The 23,003-nt window shown below is 60.8% G+C and carries 21 protein-coding genes; 8 read left to right on the forward strand and 13 right to left on the reverse strand.

Annotated elements, in window-relative coordinates; all coding sequences use genetic code 11:
- Window positions 1–121 precede the first annotated feature (121 nt).
- A complete protein-coding gene (locus ACOI7Z_RS09615) occupies window positions 122–439 on the forward strand; it encodes an RcnB family protein (protein ID WP_004201590.1) in 318 nt (105 codons plus the stop codon).
- The gene (locus ACOI7Z_RS09620) at window positions 414–875 is read left to right on the forward strand and encodes a GNAT family N-acetyltransferase (RefSeq protein ID WP_087849504.1); all 462 of its coding nucleotides are present in this window, start codon (window positions 414–416) and stop codon (window positions 873–875) included. The genes ACOI7Z_RS09615 and ACOI7Z_RS09620 overlap by 26 nt, the downstream gene beginning before the upstream one ends.
- Here ACOI7Z_RS09620 and apbC read toward each other — a convergent pair.
- Window positions 872–1,981, reverse strand: coding sequence for an iron-sulfur cluster carrier protein ApbC (apbC, locus tag ACOI7Z_RS09625; RefSeq protein WP_023290418.1), 1,110 nt, complete (start codon window positions 1,979–1,981; stop codon window positions 872–874). The two genes, ACOI7Z_RS09620 and apbC, sit on opposite strands and share 4 nt — an antisense overlap.
- 153 nt (window positions 1,982–2,134) lie before the next feature.
- On the opposite strand from apbC, the gene metG reads away from it, so the two are divergent.
- A complete protein-coding gene (metG, locus tag ACOI7Z_RS09630; protein ID WP_087771690.1) occupies window positions 2,135–4,168 on the forward strand; it encodes a methionine--tRNA ligase in 2,034 nt (677 codons plus the stop codon).
- A 110-nt stretch (window positions 4,169–4,278) separates the two neighbouring features.
- Here metG and ACOI7Z_RS09635 read toward each other — a convergent pair whose 3' ends face one another.
- Genes ACOI7Z_RS09635 through ACOI7Z_RS09645 form a run of 3 tightly spaced genes read right to left on the reverse strand, consistent with a single transcriptional unit; the run spans window position 4,279 to window position 7,198 of the window.
- Entirely contained in the window at window positions 4,279–4,749 is a 471-nt protein-coding gene (locus ACOI7Z_RS09635; protein ID WP_023290420.1) for a DUF1456 family protein, read from the reverse strand.
- A 47-nt stretch (window positions 4,750–4,796) separates the two neighbouring features.
- Window positions 4,797–5,516: a two-component system response regulator BtsR gene (gene btsR / locus ACOI7Z_RS09640; RefSeq protein WP_087849505.1), complete on the reverse strand. Its 720-nt coding sequence runs from the start codon at window positions 5,514–5,516 to the stop codon at window positions 4,797–4,799.
- On the reverse strand, window positions 5,510–7,198 hold the full coding sequence (locus ACOI7Z_RS09645) for a sensor histidine kinase (protein WP_004189065.1): 1,689 nt from the start codon (window positions 7,196–7,198) through the stop codon (window positions 5,510–5,512). Before ACOI7Z_RS09645 ends, btsR begins: the two co-directional genes overlap by 7 nt.
- Before the next feature lie 229 nt (window positions 7,199–7,427).
- On the opposite strand from ACOI7Z_RS09645, the gene ACOI7Z_RS09650 reads away from it, so the two are divergent.
- Complete coding sequence (locus ACOI7Z_RS09650) at window positions 7,428–7,541, forward strand: protein YohO (protein WP_002912762.1); 114 nt, start codon at window positions 7,428–7,430, stop codon at window positions 7,539–7,541.
- On the opposite strand, the gene ACOI7Z_RS09655 is transcribed toward ACOI7Z_RS09650, so the two are convergent.
- The 5 genes from ACOI7Z_RS09655 to bglX form a co-directional block, all read right to left on the reverse strand.
- Window positions 7,516–8,253, reverse strand: a complete 738-nt coding sequence (locus ACOI7Z_RS09655) for an ABC transporter permease (RefSeq protein WP_023290422.1) — start codon at window positions 8,251–8,253, stop codon at window positions 7,516–7,518. The genes ACOI7Z_RS09650 and ACOI7Z_RS09655 overlap by 26 nt on opposite strands.
- Complete coding sequence (locus ACOI7Z_RS09660) at window positions 8,237–9,184, reverse strand: ABC transporter ATP-binding protein (RefSeq protein WP_023290423.1); 948 nt, start codon at window positions 9,182–9,184, stop codon at window positions 8,237–8,239. The genes ACOI7Z_RS09655 and ACOI7Z_RS09660 overlap by 17 nt, the downstream gene beginning before the upstream one ends.
- Window positions 9,177–10,334: an ABC transporter permease gene (locus tag ACOI7Z_RS09665; RefSeq protein ID WP_044524199.1), complete on the reverse strand. Its 1,158-nt coding sequence runs from the start codon at window positions 10,332–10,334 to the stop codon at window positions 9,177–9,179. Before ACOI7Z_RS09665 ends, ACOI7Z_RS09660 begins: the two co-directional genes overlap by 8 nt.
- A gap of 7 nt (window positions 10,335–10,341) precedes the next feature.
- On the reverse strand, window positions 10,342–11,259 hold the full coding sequence (gene osmF / locus ACOI7Z_RS09670; RefSeq protein ID WP_023290425.1) for an ABC transporter substrate-binding protein: 918 nt from the start codon (window positions 11,257–11,259) through the stop codon (window positions 10,342–10,344).
- A 136-nt stretch (window positions 11,260–11,395) separates the two neighbouring features.
- Window positions 11,396–13,693: a beta-glucosidase BglX gene (bglX, locus tag ACOI7Z_RS09675; protein WP_087849506.1), complete on the reverse strand. Its 2,298-nt coding sequence runs from the start codon at window positions 13,691–13,693 to the stop codon at window positions 11,396–11,398.
- A gap of 194 nt (window positions 13,694–13,887) precedes the next feature.
- Here bglX and dld point away from each other — a divergent pair, with 194 nt between their 5' ends.
- Window positions 13,888–15,633 carry a D-lactate dehydrogenase gene (dld, locus tag ACOI7Z_RS09680; protein WP_065812292.1) on the forward strand — a complete coding sequence of 582 codons (1,746 nt, stop codon included), beginning with the start codon at window positions 13,888–13,890 and terminating at the stop codon, window positions 15,631–15,633.
- 85 nt (window positions 15,634–15,718) lie between these two features.
- On the forward strand, window positions 15,719–16,273 hold the full coding sequence (locus ACOI7Z_RS09685) for a GNAT family N-acetyltransferase (RefSeq protein ID WP_002912829.1): 555 nt from the start codon (window positions 15,719–15,721) through the stop codon (window positions 16,271–16,273).
- A 511-nt stretch (window positions 16,274–16,784) separates the two neighbouring features.
- Here ACOI7Z_RS09685 and pbpG read toward each other — a convergent pair.
- Together pbpG and ACOI7Z_RS09695 are read right to left on the reverse strand one after the other, a co-directional pair.
- The gene (pbpG, locus tag ACOI7Z_RS09690) at window positions 16,785–17,735 is read right to left on the reverse strand and encodes a D-alanyl-D-alanine endopeptidase (protein ID WP_168377440.1); all 951 of its coding nucleotides are present in this window, start codon (window positions 17,733–17,735) and stop codon (window positions 16,785–16,787) included.
- A gap of 188 nt (window positions 17,736–17,923) precedes the next feature.
- Window positions 17,924–18,511, reverse strand: coding sequence for a Yip1 family protein (locus tag ACOI7Z_RS09695; RefSeq protein ID WP_023290429.1), 588 nt, complete (start codon window positions 18,509–18,511; stop codon window positions 17,924–17,926).
- Between the two features lie 153 nt (window positions 18,512–18,664).
- On the opposite strand from ACOI7Z_RS09695, the gene ACOI7Z_RS09700 reads away from it, so the two are divergent.
- Window positions 18,665–19,234, forward strand: a complete 570-nt coding sequence (locus tag ACOI7Z_RS09700; protein ID WP_080901713.1) for a DedA family protein — start codon at window positions 18,665–18,667, stop codon at window positions 19,232–19,234.
- A 32-nt stretch (window positions 19,235–19,266) separates the two neighbouring features.
- On the opposite strand, the gene mdtQ is transcribed toward ACOI7Z_RS09700, so the two are convergent.
- Entirely contained in the window at window positions 19,267–20,706 is a 1,440-nt protein-coding gene (mdtQ, locus tag ACOI7Z_RS09705) for a multidrug resistance outer membrane protein MdtQ (protein WP_032453513.1), read from the reverse strand.
- Window positions 20,707–20,834: 128 nt separating this feature from the next.
- Here mdtQ and ACOI7Z_RS09710 point away from each other — a divergent pair, with 128 nt between their 5' ends.
- Window positions 20,835–21,569 carry a class I SAM-dependent methyltransferase gene (locus tag ACOI7Z_RS09710; RefSeq protein WP_087849507.1) on the forward strand — a complete coding sequence of 245 codons (735 nt, stop codon included), beginning with the start codon at window positions 20,835–20,837 and terminating at the stop codon, window positions 21,567–21,569.
- A gap of 33 nt (window positions 21,570–21,602) precedes the next feature.
- Here the strand turns inward: ACOI7Z_RS09710 and ACOI7Z_RS09715 are convergent, their stop codons facing one another.
- Window positions 21,603–22,997: a glycoside hydrolase family 1 protein gene (locus tag ACOI7Z_RS09715; RefSeq protein ID WP_080901711.1), complete on the reverse strand. Its 1,395-nt coding sequence runs from the start codon at window positions 22,995–22,997 to the stop codon at window positions 21,603–21,605.
- Window positions 22,998–23,003: the final 6 nt, after the last annotated feature.

A 23,003-nucleotide genomic window follows, 5' to 3' on the forward strand; every position in this document is an offset into this window, starting at 1 on the left:
GGCGCAGGACTTGCGCCGTGTTTTGCTTACACTTTTTAAAAATCCAGTGCTTGCCATTTCAGCAACGCATCAGGAATGATACGAGGCTGCTATTTTGAGTCCAGGTAATATTGAGGAAACTATGCGTAAAACAAAAATGATGCTTCTGGGCGTACTCCTTGCCACCGCCGGCGCCAGCTGGACGGCTTCTGCCGCGGGGATCGATCAGTATGCGCTGAAAGAGTTCACCGCCGACTTCACCCAGTTTCACATTGGCGACACCGTTCCGGCGATGTACCTCACCCCCGAATACAACATCAAAGGGTGGCAGCAGCGTAATCTGCCCGCGCCGGACGCCGGCAGCCACTGGACCTATATGGGCGGTAACTACGTGCTGATCACCGACACCGAAGGCAAAATCCTCAAGGTGTACGATGGCGAGATCTTCTATCATCGCTGATCCGCTTACACTCCGCATCCGCCCCGGCGAACCAGCGGACTTTCCGGCGCTGCGCCAGCTCTTTCTGCGGGCGCGCAGTATGTCGTGGACCTGGCTTCCCTCCACGACGTGGCGGCTGGAAGATTTCGATGCCGCCACCGCGGATGAACAGCTGTGGGTCGCGGAATACGACGGCCTGCCGGTGGGCTTTGCCGCCGTATGGACCGCCGATAACTTTCTTCACCATCTGTTCGTCGACCCGGACTGGCAGGGCAAACATATCGGCAGCGCGCTGCTGGCGCAGGTCGAACAGACCTTTACCGCCAGCGGGACGCTGAAGTGCCTGATGGAAAATAAAAACGCCCTGCGCTTCTACCAGCGTCACGGCTGGACCATCGAAGCACAGGGCGCCTCGCCCGAGGGCGGATACTGGCTGATGCGCTCGCCGCGGCCTTAAACGGCGCGGAAGGCAATCTCACCCGGGATCACTTCTCCCTGCCAGTACATCTGAGCCGCCACCCGACCCGCCAGCTGGCGGTAGATGTCGGTAAATTCGCTTTCCGGACGCGCCACCACCGTCGGCGTGCCGTTATCCAGATCTTCCCGCAGCGTAATATGCAGCGGCAGCTGGCCCAGCAGCTGGGTGTGGTATTTCTCGGCCAGTTTTTGCGCGCCGCCGGTGCCGAAGATCGGCTCATGGTGCCCGCAGTTGCTACAGATATGCATGCTCATGTTTTCCACGATCCCCAGCACCGGCACTTCCACTTTTTCGAACATCACTATGCCTTTTTTGGCGTCGATCAGCGCGATATCCTGCGGCGTGGTGACTACCACCGCGCCGGTGACCGGAATGTTCTGCGCCAGCGTCAGCTGGATGTCGCCAGTGCCCGGCGGCATATCCAGCACCAGGTAGTCGAGATCCGGCCACAGGGTCTCCTGCAGCATCTGCATCAGCGCCTTGCTGGCCATCGGCCCGCGCCACACCATGGCGTTGTCGTCGGTCACCAGGTAGCCGATGGAGTTGGTGGCCAGACCGAACTTCATGATCGGCGCCATATGGGTACCGTCCGGCGAAGTCGGGCGGCTGTCTTCCGCGCCAAGCATGGTCGGAATCGACGGGCCGTAGATATCGGCATCCAGAATGCCCACCTTCGCCCCTTCCGCGGCGAGCGCCAGCGCCAGGTTTACCGCCGTGGAGGATTTACCGACGCCGCCTTTCCCGGAGCTGATGGCGATAATGTTCTTCACGCCGTTGATGCCGGGCTGGTTTTTCACGCGCTTGAGGGTCGCGATGCTGTGGGTCAGCTTCCAGTCGATGGCCTTCGCGCCAGTGATGCGCAACAGCTCGGCGCTGCACTGCTCTTTGAGCGCTTCGAAGGCGCTGCTCCAGACGAACGGCATTTGTAGCTCGATATGAACGGTATCGTCCAGCCAGGCGACATGGTGCAGCGCCTTGAGGGTGGTGAGATTATGCTTCAGGGTTGGGTGCTGGAAATTGGCCAGCGTCCCGGCGACCATCGCGCGGAGGCGCTCGGGGGATTTGGCCTGGGATTGCGAATTCATCCCGACTCCTTTGTTGTTTTGAGATGCTTTCAGTAATCACAGAGTTTATCACAGGAAAGGATTATCCATATATGGGCAGCCATTTATGGCGCACCCACAGCCCTTTTGGTAATATCGGAAGCCCTTTTTACAACAGAAGATGTAATGCTCACTATGACTCAAGTCGCGAAGAAAATTCTGGTAACGTGCGCCCTGCCGTACGCCAACGGCTCCATCCACCTCGGCCACATGCTGGAGCACATCCAGGCTGATGTCTGGGTCCGTTACCAGCGAATGCGCGGCCACGAAGTCAACTTCATCTGCGCCGACGACGCCCACGGCACGCCGATCATGCTCAAGGCGCAACAGCTCGGTATCACTCCGGAGCAGATGATTGGCGAGATGAGTCAGGAGCATCAGACCGATTTTGCCGGCTTCGACATCAGCTATGATAACTATCACTCGACGCACAGCGACGAGAACCGCGAGCTGTCGGAGCTTATCTACACCCGTCTGAAAGAGAACGGTTTTATCAAAAACCGCACCATCTCTCAGCTCTACGATCCGGAAAAAGGCATGTTCCTGCCGGACCGTTTTGTGAAAGGCACCTGTCCGAAGTGTAAATCTCCGGACCAGTACGGCGATAACTGCGAAGTGTGCGGCGCGACCTACAGCCCCACCGAACTGATCGACCCGAAATCGGTGGTCTCCGGCGCCACGCCTGTGATGCGTGACTCCGAACACTTCTTCTTCGACCTGCCGTCGTTCAGCGAAATGCTGCAGGCGTGGACCCGCAGCGGCGCGCTGCAAGAGCAGGTGGCGAACAAAATGCAGGAGTGGTTCGAATCCGGCCTGCAGCAGTGGGACATCTCCCGCGATGCGCCGTACTTCGGCTTCGAAATTCCGAACGCGCCGGGCAAATATTTCTACGTCTGGCTGGACGCGCCGATCGGCTACATGGGCTCTTTCAAGAACCTGTGCGACAAGCGCGGCGACACCACCAGCTTCGACGAATACTGGAAGAAAGACTCCACGGCCGAGCTGTATCACTTTATCGGCAAGGACATCGTCTACTTCCACAGCCTGTTCTGGCCGGCGATGCTGGAAGGCAGCCAGTTCCGTAAACCGACCAACCTGTTCGTGCATGGCTACGTGACGGTCAACGGCGCGAAGATGTCTAAGTCGCGCGGCACCTTCATTAAGGCCAGCACCTGGCTGAAGCACTTTGATGCCGACAGCCTGCGCTACTACTACACCGCCAAGCTCTCTTCGCGCATCGATGATATCGACCTCAACCTGGAAGACTTTATCCAGCGCGTTAACGCCGACATCGTCAACAAGGTGGTTAACCTCGCTTCGCGCAACGCCGGCTTTATCAGCAAGCGTTTTGACGGCGTGCTGGCCGCTGAGCTGGCCGACCCGGCGCTGTACAAAACCTTCACCGACGCGGCGGAAAGCATCGGCGAAGCGTGGGACAGCCGCGAGTTCGGTAAGGCCATCCGCGAAATCATGGCCCTCGCCGACGTGGCCAACCGCTATGTCGATGAGCAGGCGCCGTGGGTGGTGGCGAAACAGGAAGGCCGCGACGCCGACCTGCAGGCCATCTGCACCATGGGCCTGAATATGTTCCGCGTGCTGATGACCTGGCTGAAGCCGGTCCTGCCGCAGCTGGCCGCGCGGGCGGAAGCGTTCCTCAACAGCGAGCTGAGCTGGGACGCCATCCAGCAGCCGCTGCTGGCGCATAAGGTCAATCCGTTTAAGGCGCTGTACAACCGCATCGAGATGAAGCAGGTGGAAGCCCTGGTGGAAGCCTCTAAAGAAGAGGTGAAAGCCACCGCGGCGCCGGTCAGCGGCCCGCTGGCGGACGATCCGATTCAGGATACCATCACCTTTGACGATTTCGCCAAAGTCGACCTGCGCGTGGCGCTGATTGAAAACGCGGAATTCGTCGAGGGCTCCGACAAGCTGCTGCGCCTGACGCTGGATCTTGGCGGCGAGAAGCGTAACGTCTTCTCCGGCATCCGCTCCGCTTATCCGGATCCGCAGCCGCTGATTGGCCGCCTGACGGTGATGGTCGCCAACCTGGCGCCGCGCAAAATGCGCTTCGGCATCTCGGAAGGGATGGTGATGGCCGCCGGCCCTGGCGGGAAGGATATCTTCCTGTTAAGCCCTGACGACGGCGCGAAGCCGGGTCAGCAGGTGAAATAATAAAAAAGCCGGAGAATATCTCCGGCTTTTTTTTGCCCGCCAGCGCTACGCTTGCACGGGCCGACGGGTTTTGTAGGCCGGGTAAGGCGAAGCCGCCCCCCGGCTAACCATCACGCCTTCGGGTTATGCACCCGCTGGGTCAGGCCGCGCAGGAAATTGCGCAGAAACTGGTCGCCGCACTCGCGGTAGTTTTTGTGGTCAGGCGACCGCATCATGGCGGTCACTTCCGGCACCGAGACGCGGTATTTCTGCTCGCTCATGATCGCCACAATATCGTCCGTTTTCAGCGAGAAGGCGATCCGCAGCTTTTTCAGCACCGTATTGTTATTCACCCGGCGCTCCAGCGCCAGCTCCGGCGCTGAATCGTCTTTACCGCGCTTGTCATAGATAAGGCCGTTGAGGAAACCCGACAGGATAATGTCCGGGCAGCGGACAAAGCCCTCTTCATCCTCTTTCGTCGTCCAGGTGTCAAAGCTGGCGGAGGTGGATTCCATATCGGATAGCGCAAGAATGCGCACCATATCGTTATTATTGACTTTCAGGGTGTAGCGCAGGCTACGAAGAATATCATTACTGAGCATGAGTGCCTTTTACTGTCGATGATGCAATGGGGCGCAGTGTAGCAGCTTTACAGGCCAATCGCCTCTTTCAGGCTTTTTAAATAGCGCCGGCTCACCGGCACCGTTTGCCCGGCGCGCATCAGCAGCTCCGCCTGACCATTCTCCTCCAGGCGAATCTCCTTCAGGTGCGCCATATTCACCAGATACTGGCGATGACAGCGCAGCAGCGGCGTGCGGCTCTCAAGGGTGCGCAGGGTTAGCTCGGTAAACCCCTCCTTGCCCTCGCGGTCGGTCACGTAGATCCCGCTCATCCGGCTGCTGACGAAGGCCACATCCTCCATCTGCAGCAGCCAGATACGGCTGTGGCCGGTACAGGGTATGTATTTCAGCGTCTGCCGGGCGTCATCCAGCAGCGACACATCCTGCAGATTACGCTCATGGCGCAGACGGGCGAGGGTTTTCTCCAGCCGGGCAGCTTCAATCGGCTTGAGCAGATAGTCAAAGGCGTGCTCCTCAAAGGCTTTCACCGCGTATTCATCAAAGGCGGTGAGAAACACGATATAGGGGCGGTGCTCCGGGTCGAGCATCCCGACCATCTCCAGGCCGCTGATGCGCGGCATCTGGATGTCGAGAAACAACACGTCGGGACGCAGCTTATGGACCGCGCCAATCGCCTCCACCGCGTTGCCGCATTCGCCGACGATCTCGATATCGCGCTGAGTCTCCAGCAAAATACGCAGGTTTTCCCGCGCCAGCGGCTCATCATCGACGATCAATACTCTCAGCATGCATTCTCCTCCAGGGGCAAACGTAGGGTGACACGGGTAAAGCGCTCCGGTTCGCAGGTGACGCTGATGCCGCAGTCGGCGCCAAAACGCGCCCGAAGCCGCCTGTCCACCAGATTCATCCCCAGCCCGCTGGCCTGAGGGTTGGCCCGGTACAGCCCGGCGTTATCTTCGATATCCAGCTGCAGCCAGCGATCGTCCTGGCTGGCGCGAATGGTAATTTCGCCGACGCCAAGATGTTGCGATGTGCCATGCTTAATGGCGTTCTCCACGATCGGCTGCAGGGTAAAGGCCGGCAGCTGGTGATGCGCCAGCCCTTCCGGCACCGCCATCTGGATCTGCAGGTTAGCCTGAAAGCGGGCCTTCTCAATCTGCAGGTAGGCGTTAACATGCTCGATCTCATCGGCGAGGGTGACGATTTCTGTCGGCCGCTTCAGGTTCTTGCGAAAGAAGGTCGACAGATACTGCACCAGCTGGCCGGCCTGCTCGCTGTCGCGACGGATCACCGCCTTCAGGGTGTTAAGCGCGTTAAACAGGAAGTGCGGGTTGACCTGGGCATGCAGAAGCTTGATTTCGGATTGCGTCAGCAGCGCCTTCTGCCGCTCGTACTGCCCGGCGAGGATCTGCGCCGACAGCAGCTGGGCAATCCCCTCCCCCAGGGTGCGGTTGATCGAACTGAACAGGCGGTTTTTCGCCTCATACAGTTTGATGGTGCCGATCACCCGCTGGTTCTCGCCGCGCAAGGGGATCACCAGCGTCGACCCCAGCTTACAGTGCGGATGAATCGAGCAGCGGTAGGGCACCTCGTTGCCGTCGGCATACACCACCTCGCCAGTCTCAATCGCCCGTTGCGTATACGAGGAGGAGATAGGTTTGCCCGGCAGGTGATGGTCGTCGCCGATGCCGGTAAACGCCAGCAGCTTGTCGCGGTCGGTGATCGCCACCGCGCCGATATCCAGCTCCTGGATCAGCACCTGGGCCACCTTCATGCTGTTCTCTTCGTTGAACCCCTGACGCAGGATCCCCTCGGTGGACGCCGCCACCTTCAGCGCCGTGGCGGAAAAGGCGGAGGTGTACTTCTCGAACATCGCCCGCTTGTCCAGCAGAATGCGCATAAACAGCGCCGCGCCGACGGTATTGGTCACCATCATCGGCGCGGCAATGCTCTGCACCAGATGCAGGGCGTCCTGGAACGGGCGGGCGATCAGCAGAATAATCATCATCTGCACCAGCTCGGCCACGAAGGTGATCGCCCCGGCGGTCAGCGGGCTAAAGACTTTGTCCGGCCGGCCGCGCTTGACCAGCACGCTGTGCACCAGACCGCCCAGCAGCCCCTCGACGATAGTGGAGACCATGCAGCTTAAGGCGGTCATCCCCCCCAGCGAGTAGCGGTGCAGGCCGCCGGTCAGCCCCACCAGCCCGCCGACCACCGGGCCGCCGAGCAGGCCGCCCATCACGGCGCCGATAGCGCGGGTGTTGGCGATAGAGTCTTCGATATGCAGACCAAAATAGGTCCCCATAATGCAGAAAATGGAGAAGGTGACGTAGCACAGCAGCTTGTGCGGCAGGCGAACGGTGACTTGCATCAGGGGGATAAACAGTCGGGTTTTGCTCATCAACCACGCGATGACCAAAAATACGCACATCTGCTGAAGCAGCAGCAACACCAGATCAAACTCGTACATACCCGCAAACCACACATTCCTGAAAGCGCGTACCTTACACTGCCTGGCGGAGACTTTCTTTGAAGCCCTGCATAAAAATGAAAAATGACGGGCAGGATCACACTTTTTTGCGGCGCGTGACGCAGCGAAAGCGGCAAAAAGCCCGGCGCGGCGCGCTAAACCGCAATTAATGTTTCATTAACACCTGTGCTTCACCGTATAATCCCCCTGTTAACATCAGGAGTCTATTATGAAGCCAGCGAAAATCGCGGTCGTCACTCTCTTCTTACTTATGGCCATCGGCGGGATCAGCGGCGTGATGCTGGCCGGCTATTCCTTTATTGTACGTGGCGGTGTCGGCTGAGCCAGCGGGCCAGGCGCTCAAACGCGCGGTCGACAATAATCGCCGCCAGCGCCACCAGCAGCGCCCCCTGCACGATATAGGCGGTATTAAACCCGCTCAGGCCGATGATGATCGGCGTCCCAAGCGTATTGGCCCCCACCGTCGAGGCTATCGTCGCGGTACCAATATTGACGATGACCGAGGTGCGGATCCCCGCCAGGATCACCGGGGCCGCCAGCGGCAGCTCCACCTTGCACAGACGCTGCCAGCCGGTCATGCCCATCCCTTCTGCCACATCTGACACGCCCGACGGTATCGACCCCAGACCGGCCAGAGTCCCTTGCAGCACCGGCAGTATGCCATACAGCGCGAGGGCGATCAGCGCCGGCAGCCAGCCAAAGCCCAGCACCGGCACCGCCATCGCCAGCACCGCCACCGGCGGAAAGGTCTGCCCGATAGCGGCGATGGTCTCCACCAGCGGACGAAACGCGCTACCCGCGGGCCGGGTGACCGCCACCCCTGCCCCCAGCCCGACAGCGGTCGCCGCGAGGCTGGACGCCGCCACCAGCCAGCCGTGATCGACAGTGAGCGCCCAGAAGCTCTCCTGCTGGTAGACCGGCCGCGGCAGTTCCGGAAACAGCCGGCTGAACAACGGCGCGCTGTAGGGCAGCCCCGCCAGCAGGCCGATAAACAGCGCGCTAAGCCACCACAGCGGCTCACGAAGCGCCTTCATGACTCGCCTCCTGGCGCAGCAGATCGGCAAAATGCAGCGTGCCGCAGGGTTGCCCCTCGGCATCCACCACCGGCAGCGCCTCGCAGCGCCGGGCGACAAACTGCGACAGCGCTTCCCGCAGGGTCATGGTGACGGTCAGCCCCTCGCCCGCCAGCCGCTCGTCGGGACGCAGATAGTCCCGCACCTCGCGCAGCGACAGCAGGCGCACGCCCAGCTCGCTGCGGCCAAAAAAGGTTTGCACAAAGCGATTCTCTGGCCGCATGAGCATCTCAAGCGGCGCCCCCTGCTGGACCACCTCGCCGCCGTCCATCAGCACCAGGTGGTCCGCGAGACGCAGCGCTTCGTCAATATCATGGGTCACCAGGACAATCGTCCGCCCCAGCAGGCGATGGATGCGCAGCATCTCCTGCTGCAGCGCCTCACGGGTCACCGGGTCGAGGGCGCCGAAGGGCTCATCCATCAGCAGTACCTCCGGGTCTGCCGCCAGCGCCCGCGCCACCCCGACCCGCTGCTGCTGGCCGCCGGAGAGCTGATGAGGGTAGCGGTCGCGCAGCGTCGCCTCCAGCCCCAGCAGCGCCATCAGCTCGTCGACCCGGTCGGCGATCCTCCCCCGCGGCCATTTTTGCAACTGCGGCACGGTGGCGATATTCTGCGCCACCGTCCAGTGGGGAAACAGGCCGATGGACTGGATGGCATAGCCCATCCGCCGCCGCAGGGTCAGAAGCGGCTGCTGGCGGATGTCTTCGCCGGCAAAGCGAATCATGCCCCGGTCCGGCTCCAGCAGGCGGTTGATCATTTTCAGCGTCGTCGACTTGCCCGAGCCGGAGGTTCCCACCAGCACCGAGAAAGCGCCTTCGCGCAGCTGCAGGGTCAGATCCTTCACCGCCGGGTGACCGGCAAACGCTTTGCTGACCCCTTCAAATTCAATCATTAGCCTCTCCTTTCAGCCAGGCGCCCCACAGGGCGAACAGGGCATCCACGACCACCGCCAGGGCAATGGTCGGCACGACCCCGAGCAGCACCAGATCCAGCGCGCTGCTCAGCAGCCCCTGGAACACCAGCGCGCCAAAGCCGCCGGCGCCGATCAGCGCCGCCACCACCGCCATGCCGACGGTTTGCACGCTGACCACCCGCAGGCTGCGCAACAGCACCGGCATCGCCAGCGGGAGCTGTACCTGACGAAAGCGCTGTCCGGCGCTCATGCCCATCGCCGTCGCGCTCTCCAGCGCATCCCGCGGCACCTGCTGCAGGCCGGTCACCACCCCGCGCACCAGCGGCAGCAGCGCATACAACGTCAGGGCGATCAGGGCCGGCGCCACGCCGGTCCCGGAGACGCCCAGCTCGCCCAGCGCCGGGAAATAGCGCGCCAGACCGGCAAGCGGGGCAATCAGCAGGCCGAACAGCGCCACCGACGGGATAGTCTGGATCACATTGAGCACGGTGAAGGCCGGCGCCTGCCAGCGCGGACGCCGCCAGAGCCATACCCCCAGCGGCAGGCCAATGATCAGGCCCGGCAGCAGGGTGCCAAACAGCAGAAGCAGATGCTGGCGCAGGGCGTCGTCAAACACCTCCTGGCGGTTGGCATACTCCTTCAGCAGCGAGAGCTGATCGAGCGCCCCGGCGGCGAGCAGGATGATGGGCAGAAGCCAGACTTGCGCATTGAGCAGCCAGCGCCACAGCGGCCGGGCGGTAAGATGACGAATGGCCTCGCTGGCCAGCAGCAGGCAGAGCGCCAGCGACAGCCACAAACCGCTGCCGGGCGAGGTGCGCGCCAGCGGCGAGCCGTGCCGGGAGAGCTCAATCGCCGCCTGGCCGCTGCCCCAGATAAGCAGCGGGAAGAGCAGTTCGGCCAGCAGCAGATGGAGAAGCGGCGCAACCCTGCCCGGCAGCCAGCAGAGCAGGATCCCGGCGAGGGCTGCCGCCAGCTGAACGCCGGCGAGCCAGGGCATCACCTGCCACAGCCCGCGCCCTTCCCCGGAGAGTAAGCGATTCGGCGCGTAAGCGATAAACGGCAGCGCCAGCGTAACCAGCAGCAGGCCTGTCAGCAGCAGGCCGACGCGGTGAGTACAGCGAATGGTCACCGGTGGCTTACTTCAGCAGGCCTTTCTGCTGCAGATAATCTGCCGCCACGCGCTTCGCATCCTGGCCTTCCACCGCGATGCGGGCGTTGAGCTGTTGCAGGGTCTTTTCATCGAGGCTGGCGAAGACCGGCTTCAGCCAGTCGGCGATCTGCGGGTAGGCTTTAAGCACCGCCTCGCGCACCACCGGCGTCGGGGCGTAAATCGGCTGCACGCCCTGCGGGTCGCTCAGCGTCTGTAACCCCAGAGCCGCCACCGGGCCGTCGGTGCCGTAGGCCATCGCCGCGTTGACGCCGGAGGTCTGCTGCGCCGCCGCTTTGATGGTCACCGCCGTATCGCCTCCGGCCAGCGACAGCAGCTGGTTCTGGTTGAGTTTGAAGTCATACGCTTTTTCAAACGCCGGCAGCGCGTCCGGGCGTTCAATAAACTCCGCCGAAGCCGCCAGCTTAAATTCGCCGCCCTGCTGCAGATAGCGGCTGAGGTCGGCCAGCGAGGTCAGATGATTTTTCTCCGCCAGCTCCTGGCGCACGGCGATGGTCCAGGTGTTGTTAGCCGGCGCCGGGGTGAGCCATACCAGCTGATGTTTCTCCTGATCCAGGCGTTTCACCTTCTCATAGCCCTGCCGGGCATTCTTCCATGCCGGGTCATTTTCATCTTTAAAGAAGAAAGCGCCATTGCCGGTATACTCCGGGTAGATATCCAGCTCGCCGGCGACAATCGCCCCGCGCACCACCGGCGTGGTACCGAGCTGGATTTTATTAATCGTTTTGACGCCGTGGTTTTCCAGCACTTGCTGGATCATATTGCCCAGCAGCGCCCCTTCGGTATCAATTTTCGAGCCGACCTTCACCGGCTCCGCCGCCTGCAGCGGCACACTTATCAGGGCGGCCAGCGCCAGCGCGCCGGACCATTTCGTCGCCATCTTCATCCCGCTTCCCTCAGTTCTTTTGCGCTTCGCTTACAGAAGCTTAAGAGAAAAGCGTAGTCCATTTGCCAGCGATACGAAAAAGAAAAGGCCGATTAATCGGCCTTTAACGTGTGACGTTGGGCTTAAGGGCTCTGCCTTACAACAGCTCAAACTCGCTCTGCTTCACGCGGGCGGAGTCCACGCCGATAAAGACATTGAATTTGCCCGGCTCAGCGACGTATTTCATCTGCTGGTTCCAGAACTTCAGCGCGTCGACGTCGATCGGGAAGCTGACGGTTTGCGTTTCACCCGGCTTGAGGGTGACCTTTTTAAAGCCGCGCAGCATTTTCACCGGCCGGCTCATGGAGGCGGTGACGTCCTGCAGATACAGCTGAATGACCGTCGCCCCTTCGCGTTTGCCGGTGTTGGTCACCTGCACGCTGGCGGTCACGCTGCCGTCGCGCGGCAGGGTGGCCGACGACATGGTGACATCGGAGACGCTAAAGGTGGTGTAGCTCAGGCCGTAGCCAAACGGGTACAGCGGGCCGTTGGCCTCATCGAAGTAACGCGAGGTGTACTTGTTCGGCTTCTCCGGATTATACGGCCGACCGGTATTGAGGTGGCTGTAGTAGGTTGGGATCTGCCCCACCGAGCGCGGGAAGGACATCGGCAGCTTGCCCGACGGGTTATAGTCGCCAAACAGCACGTCGGAGATGGCATGCCCGCCTTCGGTGCCGGCAAACCAGGTCTCCAGCAGCGCATCGGCTTGCTGATCCTCTTTCACCAGCGCCAGCGGACGGCCGTTCATCAGCACCAGCACCAGCGGTTTGCCGGTGGCTTTGAGGGCGGCAATCAGATTGCGCTGGCTCTGCGGCAGGGTGATGTCGGTCCGGCTGGAGGCCTCATGGGCCATCCCCTGCGCCTCGCCCACTACGGCGACCACCACGTCGGCTTGCTTCGCCGCCGCGACGGCTTCGTCGATCATTTCCTGCGGCGAGCGCGGGTCAACCTGCACTGCTTTCTCATACAGATTGAGGAAATCAACAATGCCTTTGTCGTCGGTAACGTTCGCCCCTTTGGCGTAAATCACTTTGCCGTTATCGCCCAGCGCTTCTTTGATGCCGGTCAGGACGGTCACCGACTGATCGGCCACGCCCGCCGCCGACCAGCTGCCCATCATGTCGCGTTTGCTGTCCGCCAGCGCGCCCACCACCGCGATAGTGCCGGATTTTTTCAGCGGCAGCGTATCGAGAAGGTTTTTCAGCAGCACCAGGCTCTCGCGGGCCACTTCGCGCGCCTCTTTACGATGCAGACGGCTTTCCGCGTTGGTGTCCTGCGGGTCAGAATCTTTTGGTCCCAGGTGGCTGTACGGATCGTTGAACAGCCCCATGTCATATTTGACGTTGAGCACGTGACGGGTGGCGTCATCCAGCTCAGCCATGGTCACCTTGCCGGATTTCACCAGCCCCGGCAGGTATTTGCTGTAATACTCGTCGCTCATGCTCATGTTGATGCCGGACTTCAGCGCCACGCGCACCGCGTCTTCCGGGTCGGAGGCCACGCCGTGCTTGATCAGCTCTTTGATGGCGCCGTGGTCGGAAACCGTGATGCCTTTAAAGCCCCACTGGTCGCGCAGGACATCTTTCAGCAGCCAGGAATCGGCGGTCGCCGGGGTGCCGTTCAGCGAATTCAGGGCCACCATCACCGCGCCGCTGCCGGCATCGAGTCCGGCTTTATACGGCGGCATATAGTCGTTGAACAGACGCTGCGGGCTCATGTCGACCGTGTTGTACTCTTTCCCGCCCTCCACTGCGCCGTAGGCGGCGAAGTGCTTGACGCTGGTCATCACCGAATAGCGATCCGCCGGGCTCTTGCCCTGCATCGACTCCACCATCGCCTGGCCCATCATCGTGGTCAGATACGTGTCTTCCCCGAAGCCTTCGGAAGCGCGTCCCCAGCGCGGGTCGCGGGAGACGTCGACCATCGGCGCCCAGGTCATGTTCAGCCCGTCATCGGCGGCTTCATAAGCTGACACGCGGCCCACGGTTTTCACCGCGTCGAGGTTAAACGACGAGGCCAGACCGAGGCTTATCGGGAAGACAGTGCGCTGACCGTGCAGCACATCGTAGGCAAAGAACAGCGGGATCTTCAGGCGACTAAGCTGCATCACCTGATCCTGCATGACGCGGATATCCGGACGGGTGACGGTGTTAAAAATCGCTCCCACCTGGCCCGCTTTGATCATCTCGCGGATCGCTTCTTTCGGGTTATCCGGGCCGACGCTTATCAGACGCAGCTGGCCGATTTTCTCGTCCACGGTCATTTTTTTCAGCAGGTCGGTAACAAAGGCATCCCGCGCCTGCGGGGTCAGGGGGTGGTTACCAAACAGTTCATCCGCCAGCGCGGGTTGCAGCGCCAGACTCACGGCGACGCCTACAGTGCAGAGCCATTTCATTGTTATCTCGCTTTTTCTCAGACGGGGACTTGGTAAAACATAATAAAAACCGCAGTTTGCCATATATATAAACAACGCGCCCGCAGAATGCTAAGGTTCTTCTCTGATTTTTGCGAAACATTCATGCATCAAATTGTCATACAAAGCGCTATGCTTATCCTCGATATTTCGCGCACCACCACAAGGAGTGGAACATGTCATCTGCACCCACTAACACGCATAAAACGTTTCTGGCTGACCTGGCGCGCCTGGTTGGCCCTGCGCATCTGCTGACCGACCCGGCAAAAACCCAGCGCTACCGCAAAGGCTTCCGCTCCGGCCAGGGCGAAGCGCTGGCGGTTGTCTTTCCCGGCACCCTGCTGGAACTCTGGCGCGTGCTTAACGCCTGCGTCGACGCCGATAAAATCATTTTGATGCAGGCGGCCAACACCGGCCTGACAGAAGGCTCCACCCCCAACGGAAATGATTACGATCGCGAGATCGTGATTATCAGCACCCTGCGCCTGGATAAGCTGCATCTGCTGGACAAAGGCGAGCAGGTGCTGGCCTGGCCCGGCACCACTCTCTATTCACTGGAAAAAGCGCTGAAACCGCTGGGGCGCGAGCCGCACTCGGTGATCGGCTCATCGTGCATCGGCGCGTCGGTGATCGGCGGGATCTGCAACAATTCCGGCGGCTCCCTGGTGCAGCGCGGGCCAGCCTATACCGAGATGTCGCTGTTCGCGCAGATTGACGCCGACGGTAAGCTAAAGCTGGTCAACCATCTGGGCATCGATCTCGGCAGTACGCCGGAGCAGATCCTCAGCCGACTCGACGACGAGCGGATCAGCGATAGCGATGTGCTGCACGACGGCCGCCACGCCCACGATCACGACTATGTTACCCGCGTGCGCGATGTCGATGCCGACACCCCGGCGCGCTACAACGCCGACCCGGACCGCCTGTTCGAATCCTCCGGCTGCGCCGGTAAACTGGCGGTTTTCGCCGCGCGTCTCGATACCTTCCCGGCGGAAAAGCGCCAGCAGGTGTTTTACATTGGCACCAATCAGCCGCAGGTTTTGACCGAGATCCGCCGCCATATCCTCGCCGAGTTCCAGCACCTGCCGGTGGCCGGGGAATATATGCACCGCGATATTTACGATATCGCCGAGAAGTATGGCAAAGACACCTTCCTGATGATCGACAAGCTCGGCACCGACAAAATGCCGTTCTTCTTCACCATGAAGGGGCGCACCGACGCGATGCTGGAGAAAGTGTCGCTGTTTAAGCCGCACTTTACCGACCGCTTTATGCAGAAGCTCGGCCACGTCTTCCCGGCGCATTTACCGGAGCGGATGAAAACCTGGCGCGACAAATATGAACACCATCTGCTGCTGAAGATGGCCGGCGACGGCATCGAAGAAGCGCAGCGCTGGCTGACGGCGTACTTCCAACAGGCCGAGGGGGAGTTCTTCGCCTGCACGCCGGAGGAAGGCAGCAAAGCGTTCCTCCATCGCTTTGCCGCCGCGGGCGCGGCGATCCGCTATCAGGCGGTGCATGCTGACGAGGTGGAAGATATTCTGGCGCTGGATATCGCCCTGCGCCGCAACGATACCGAGTGGTTCGAACATCTGCCGCCGGAGATCGACAGCCAGCTGGTGCATAAGCTCTACTATGGCCACTTTATGTGCCATGTATTCCATCAGGATTACATCGTCAAGAAAGGGGTCGACGCCCATGCGCTGAAGGAGCAGATGCTGGCGTTGCTGAAAGCCCGCGGCGCCCAGTACCCGGCGGAGCATAACGTGGGTCATCTGTATGAAGCGCCGGAGAGCCTGCAGCAGTTCTATCGCCAGAACGATCCGACCAACAGCATGAACCCGGGGATCGGCAAAACCAGCAAGCAGAAATACTGGGGTGAAGCGGCCCCGGCGCCAGTCTCCCCGACAGATCCGCAATAATCGGCGGCAGGACTATTCAGCCTGGCGCTTCTGTATTACGCTGCACGCCGGAGAATGTCTCTCCGGCAGATTCAGGAGCGCCGCCATGCCTGCAGAGGCCCCGTTACTCGACAGTGATTTAGAAATTCGTGAAGCGCTGCCCGACGATGCCCACGCCATCGCCGCGCTGTATGTCTGGCACGTGCTCAATGGCCGCGCCTCCTTCGAAGAGATCCCCCCCACCGTTGACGAAATGCGTAAACGGATCCAGACCGTGCGCGATAACGGGCTGCCCTGGCTGGTAGCGCTGTGGCGCGGGGCTATCGTCGGCTACTGCTACGCCACTTTCTATCGCCCGCGCCCGGCCTATCGCTACACCCTCGAAGAATCGATCTACGTGGAATCCGGAATGGGCGGGCGCGGCATCGGCAGCGCGCTGCTGTCGCGGCTGATCGCCGAATGCGAGAAAGGCCCATGGCGGCAGATGCTGGCGATCATCGGCGATGGCCATAATAATGCCGGCTCGCTGGCGATCCATAAAAAGTTCGGTTTTACCGTGGCAGGTCAGCTGCGCAGCGTCGGCTATAAGATGGGCGACTGGCGGGATACGTTGATTATGCAGCGCGCGCTGGGTGACGGCGACTGGACGCTGCCGGAGTAATATTCGGCGTCACATCCCGCGGCTCGCGGTATAACCCCCCCCAGCCCGATCGCCCGGCGGCGCTGCGCTTGCCGGGCCTACTAAGGGGCGGAACCCGGCGCCAAATAATGTAGGCCGGATAAGGCGTCCGCCGCCATCCGGCACAAACGCGGCACGGTGCCGGGTATATTGCCCGGCGGCGCTGCGCTTGCCGGGCCTGCGAAGAAGGCAAACCCGGCGCCAAATAACGTAGGCCGGATAAGGCGTTAGCCGCCATCCGGCACAAACGCGACACTCGGCGTGATTGCCCGGCGGCGCTGCGCTTGCCGGGCCTGCGAAAGGGGCGGAACCCGGCGCCAAATAATGTAGGCCGGATAAGGCGTCAGCCGCCATCCGGCACAAACGCGGCACTCGGCGTGATTGCCCGGCGGCGCTGCGCTTGCCGGGCCTACAAGCCCTGATAACCCTTTGATATAAATGCATCTTTAGCCCGGATAAGGCGCAATGCGCCGTTATCCGGGGCATATGCAGATTAATCGTTCTGCGCGGTCTGGGCGCCGCCTTTCAGCATCGTCTCCGCCATCTGCGCTTCGCGCTGCTTTTTATAGCTCAGCGCCGAAGCCGGGACCGGCATCACCTTCCCCGTCTCGATCCACGTCCGCAAACGGCTGGCGTCGGCGAAGTGGGTATATTTGCCGAAGGCATCCATCACCACCAGCGCCACCGGACGTTGGTTAATCACCGTGCGCATAATCAGGCAGTGGCCGGCAGCGTTGGTGAAGCCGGTTTTGGTCAGCTGGATGTTCCAGTTGTCGCGATACACCAGATGGTTAGTGTTGCGGAACGGCAGGCTGTAGGCCGGATGGGCAAAGGTGGCGGTCTCTTCTTTGGTGGTGCTCAGCTGGCCAATCAGCGGGTACTGCTCGCTGGCGATCAGCAGTTTGGTCAGATCGCGGGCGGTGGAGACGTTATGCACCGACAGACCGGTGGGCTCCACATAGCGGGTATGGGTCATACCCAGCGCCTGCGCTTTGGCGTTCATCGCGCGAATAAAGGCGTCGTAGCCGCCCGGATAGTGATGCGCCAGGCTGGCGGCCGCGCGGTTCTCGGAAGACATCAGCGCCAGCAGCAACATATCGCGGCGGCTGATCTGGCTATTGAGACGCACGCGGGAGTAAATCCCCTTCATTTCCGGAGTATGGCTGATATCCACCGTCAGCATTTCGTCCAGCGGCAGATGGGCATCGAGTACCACCATGGCGGTCATCACCTTGGTAATCGACGCCATCGGGCGCACCAGATCCGGCTGGCTGGCGTAGATGATTTTTTTAGTGGCCAGATCGACGATCATGGCGCTGCCGGAAGCGATGTCCGGCTGCGAGGCGGTTACCGCCGTCGGGGTTTTTGCTAACGCCTGGGGCGCAAAAGGCACAGCCAGCAGCAAGGTCAGGCTGAGCAAAGAGACTCGGAATTTCGGCATCATGGGCATTCTGAAAAGTATTTTTGCACGTTATGGAACGTACGCCGCGAGGTTAAGTGGGCAACTTCGCTGGCAAACGCCATCATACCGCGCCGTAAGGCCCTGTGCCTAATAAGAATCGTGAAGAAATGCTGCATTGCCGACATAAAATACATATTTGCCGGCAATGCATATTGACCCGTTTCGTCCGATCAGAACAGTCGGTAGCCATACCCCCATAGCACCACGGTGATCGCCAGCAGTACTTCCAGCACCAGCACCCCGATGGCCAGGGTCGAGCTGGCGAAACTGAGCCCCTCTTCCCGGTTAATGCTCAGGAAGGTCGGGATCCCGAGATAGAGCAGATAACCGGTATAGAACAGGGCAACGGTACCGATCAGCGCGCACAGCCAGACCAGCGGATAGAGCGCCACAATCCCGCTCAGGAACAGCGGCGTGGCCACATAGCCGGCAAAGACCATGCAGCGTTTCAGGGAAGGCTGCTGCGGATATTGCCTGGCCATCCACCAGATAACCCGCCCCATGATCGCCACCCCGGCCAGCATCACGGCATAAAACAGGACAGCCAGCGCCAGCCCGGTCCACATCGACAGTTTAATAACGGTGCCGTCGCCGAAGTTCCAGCCCAGCTGCGTGGTGCCGATAAAGGCGCAAACCACCGGAACCGCCGCCATCAACAGCACATGGTGCGTATAGTGATGAGAAATGGTTTCATTCTCGCTCTTTATCACGCTCATCTCCCGGTTGGGATGAGCGAAGAGCCCCCAGACATGGTTCATAGCGTCCCCCTTGTCACGGCTTCGTACTGCACTGATCCAAGTATAATTCACCCTGTAGATTATTTTGTGTACAGCACAAAAAATCTGCGTCGACGCGTTTTGGCCTGCAGGGTGTATGATTAACAGGTGATGAGGTAAGGAGATAAGCTGTTTATGGATATCAATCACCTGATTTCCCAGTATGGCTACGCGGCGCTGATCGTCGGCAGCATGGCGGAAGGTGAGACCATTACCCTGCTGGGCGGCGTCGCGGCGCATCAGGGGCTACTGAAGTTTCCCCTGGTGGTGATCGCTGTCGCCCTCGGCGGGATGATTGGCGATCAGTTGCTCTATCTGCTTGGTCGCCGCTTCGGCGGGCGCATTCTGCGCCGTTTCGCCAGCCAGAAGGCGCGGATCAGGAAAGCCCAGCGCATGATCCAGCACCGGCCGTGGCTGTTTGTCATCGGCACCCGCTTTATGTACGGCTTCCGGGTGATCGGCCCCCTGCTGATCGGCGCCAGCCGCCTGCCGCCGCGCATTTTCCTGCCGCTGAATATTGCCGGGGCGCTGGTGTGGGCTCTGCTGTTTACCACCATAGGCTATCTTGGCGGCGAGGTGGTTGGCCCGTGGCTGCACCACCTCGACGCCCATCTGAAGCACTGGATCTGGCTGATCCTCGCGATGGTGGTGGTCGTGGCCGCCCACTGGTGGTTCAGGCGGCGCGAAGGGAAGAAGAAAGACTGAGCGGCGCGCCCGCTGACGCGCCGGGGGGCCGGTTACTTCACCGCCTGGTGGTAGCCGCCGCCGAGGGCCGAGGTCAGCTGAATGCTGGCGTCAATCCACTGGCCGTGCAGGCGCAAGGCGGTGATACGCTCCTGCAGCGCCGGGAGCTTCGCCATACTGACCCGGGAGCCGGGCAAGATCCCCGCCGCCATTCGGGCCTGCGCCAGGTCCACCACCCGCTGGGCGTCTTTTTCAACCTGCTGCTGCTGTTGGCTCTTGGCCATCAGCGTCTCGACCTGGCTGGCGGTTTTCGCCACCTGGTTGACGGCGTCCACCACCGCTTTGTTGTACTGGGCGATGGACAGGCTGTTCTGCGCGCTGGCGATATCCAGATTGGCATTGAGGCGACCGCTGTCGAAGATCGGCAGCGTCAGTCCGGCGGTGACGCCCATCTGCTGCGCCGAATGGCGGAAAAGATCGCTTAAGTGCAGGGCATCCTGCTGCAGGAACGCCATCAGATTGATGTCCGGGTAAAACGCCGCCTTCGCCGCGTCCACCTCGCTCAGCGACGCCTCAATATACCAGTGAGCGACCTGCAGATCCGGGCGACGCGCCAGCAGCTCATAGCCAAGGGTGTCCGGCAGCTGCGCGCTGACCGTCGGCAGGCTGGCGGGTTTGAGGTTTAGCGACTGGCTCTGGCTGTTGGTCAGGGCCATCAGCCGCGCTTCAATCTCTTTCATCGTGCCCGCCACGTCCGCTAGCTGCTGGTCGGTTTTGCTGACGTTAATATCGTTTTCCGCCCCTTCGGCGGAGTTGGTGATCCCGCGCTGATACAGGGCCTTGTCGACCGTCACGATATTATTTTGCTCGTTTTTCACCTGCTGCAGCACCGCTTTGATCGCCGCTTCCGTCTGCCACTGCCAGTACAGGCGCGCCACGCTGCCGGAGAGCAGCTCGCGGGTCTGAGCCTGCTCGGCCACCTGGGCTTTCAGCTCGCCGATGCGGGCTTTCACTAGCGCACGGTTTTTGCCCCACAGATCGAGATCCCAGCCGGCGGTCAGGCCGAAGGTACCGTTGGTGTACCACGGGCCGGTATTGCCGTCGGTGTCGGTGGCGAACGGCCCCATCAGACCTTCGGCCGACATGCGTTGACGTTCGATGTCAGCGGAGAAATCCATCTCCGGGCCAAGATTCGCCTGCGACATTCTGGCCTGCGCTTCGGCAAGCCTGATGCGCTGTTCGGCAATCTGCATATCCGGCGCGTTGGCGAGCGCGCGCTGAATCAAATTATCCAGTTGGGCATCGTGGTAGTCTTTCCACCAGTCGGTCTGCGGCCAGCCGTTTTTGACGGCGGCGGGGAGATCCATGGCAACGTGGGAAGCCGGAATTTGCTGCTGCGGCGGACGAGCAACCTCATGGGAAGGCGCGCAGCCTACCAGCGCGATGGCCAGGGGCAAGGCCGCCAGCACGCTATTATTTAATCTCAATTTCATTAGACAGGTCAGATAATATAATCAGGTGAGTGATCATAAGTTAATTGAATTAAACGCGTTTAGTAAAGCGTGTGACTAAATTATTAGTTTGCTAAAAATAAACAAACTTATCAATTCAAGGGATGAATATGAGCCAGAATATTTATGACGATCCGCACTTCTTCGCCGGCTATGCAACCCTCGAACGTTCGGTGAAAGGGCTGGATGGCGCACCGGAGTGGCCTGCCCTGCAGCAAATGCTGCCGCCGCTAGCCGGTTTGCGGGTGGTGGATCTCGGCTGCGGCTACGGCTGGTTTTGCCGCTGGGCGCAGCAGCAGGGAGCCAGCCAGATAATGGGTTTTGATATCTCCCGGCGTATGCTGGCGCAGGCACGGGAAATGACCCGCGGGGATGAGATTGACTACCGCTGCGCCGATCTGCAAACCCTGACGCTGCCCGCCAACAGCTGCGATCTGATCTACAGCTCGCTGGCCCTGCATTATTTACCCGACATCGCCCCGCTCTTCTCCACCCTGCAGCAGGCGCTGGTCCCTGGCGGTATCCTGGTCTTTTCTGCCGAACATCCCATCTATACCGCGCCGCTGCAGCAGGGATGGCAGGTGAATGAACAGGGGCAAAAGAGCTGGCCGGTCAGCCACTATCAGCAGGAGGGGGAGCGCGTCAGCAACTGGTTTGCCGAGGGCGTCATTAAACAGCACCGCAAACTCTCGAGCTGGACAAACGCGCTTATCGCCGCCGGTTTTGTGCTGGAGCAGCTGGATGAGTGGGGACCAGGCGCCGAACAGATTGCTCAACAGCCCGCCCTGGATGAAGAGAAAGAGCGGCCGATGATCTTTTTACTGCGCGCGCGTAAACCGGCTTAATCCCCCGCCCGACGATGGCCGGGCGGAGAAGCGTTACGCTTTCAGGCTGGCGCCGCGGCTGGCAATCACCTCTTTATACCAGTCAAAGCTCTTCTTCTTACTGCGCGCCAGGGTGCCGGTGCCGTCATCATGGCGGTCGACATAGATAAAGCCGTAGCGCTTCGACAGCTCCGCCTTCGAGGCGCTCACCAGGTCAATCGGTCCCCAGCTGGTAAAGCCCATCAGCTCAACGCCATCGTCAATGGCCTCCCGCGCCTGCACCAGATGGTCGTTCAGGTAGCTGATGCGGTAGTCATCGTTAATGCTGCCGTCGGCTTCCACCTTATCTTTGGCGCCCAGACCGTTTTCCACGATAAACAGCGGCTTCTGATAGCGATCCCACAGCACGTTCAGCAGCGTACGCAGGCCCAGGGGGTCTATCTGCCAGCCCCACTCCGAGCTCGCCAGGTGCGGGTTCGGCACCATGCTGAGAATATTGCCGCGCGCCTGCTGGTTCAGCGCCTCATCGGCGGTGACGCACCCGGTCATGTAGTAGCTGAAGGAGATAAAATCGACGGTGGTTTTCAGCGTGTCGCGATCGGCCTCGGTGATGTCGAGCGTGATGCCGTTGTCGCGGAAAAAGCGCTGCATATAGCCCGGGTACGCCCCGCGCGCCTGCACGTCGCCGAAGAACTGCCAGCTGCGGTTCTCCTGCAGCGTCTCGAACACATCTTCCGGTTTGCAGCTCAGGGGATACATCAACCCGCCGAGCAGCATATTGCCGATTTTGCCCTCGGGCACCAGCTCGTGACAGGCTTTGACCGCCAGGGCGCTGGCCACCAGCTGGTGGTGAATGGCCTGATATACCTCGCCTTTGCTGCTGCCGGCCGGCAGGCCGACGCCGGTCATCGGGGCATGCAGCGACATATTGATTTCGTTAAAGGTCAGCCACAGTTTGACCCTGTTTTTATAACGGCTGAACACCGTCCGGGCGTAGCGCTCAAAGAAGCCAATCACCTCCCGGCTACCCCAGCCGCCGTAGTTTTTCACCAGCGCCCACGGCATTTCATAATGCGACAGCGTCACCAGCGGGGTGATGTTGTGCTTCGCCATCTCGTCGAACAACTTGTCGTAGAAGGCAAGGCCGGCTTCGTTCGGCTCGGCGTCATCGCCGTTGGGGTAGATACGGGTCCAGGCGATGGACACCCGCAGGCAGTTAAAGCCCATCTCGGCAAACAGGGCAATATCTTCCGGGTAACGATGGTAAAAATCGATCGCCACATCCTTAATCCCGCTGTCGCCGGGTACGCGCTCGACCACTTCGCCGAAGACGCCGTGCGGCTGCACATCAGAGGTGGATAACCCTTTGCCATCTTCCAGGTAAGCCCCTTCCACCTGATTCGCCGCGGTCGCGCCGCCCCATAAAAAATCTGCCGGGAATGTTTTCATCTCTCT

This window comes from Klebsiella sp. C283 (assembly GCF_048822555.1).
In the GTDB taxonomy this organism is placed as follows: Bacteria; Pseudomonadota; Gammaproteobacteria; order Enterobacterales; family Enterobacteriaceae; genus Klebsiella; species Klebsiella quasipneumoniae.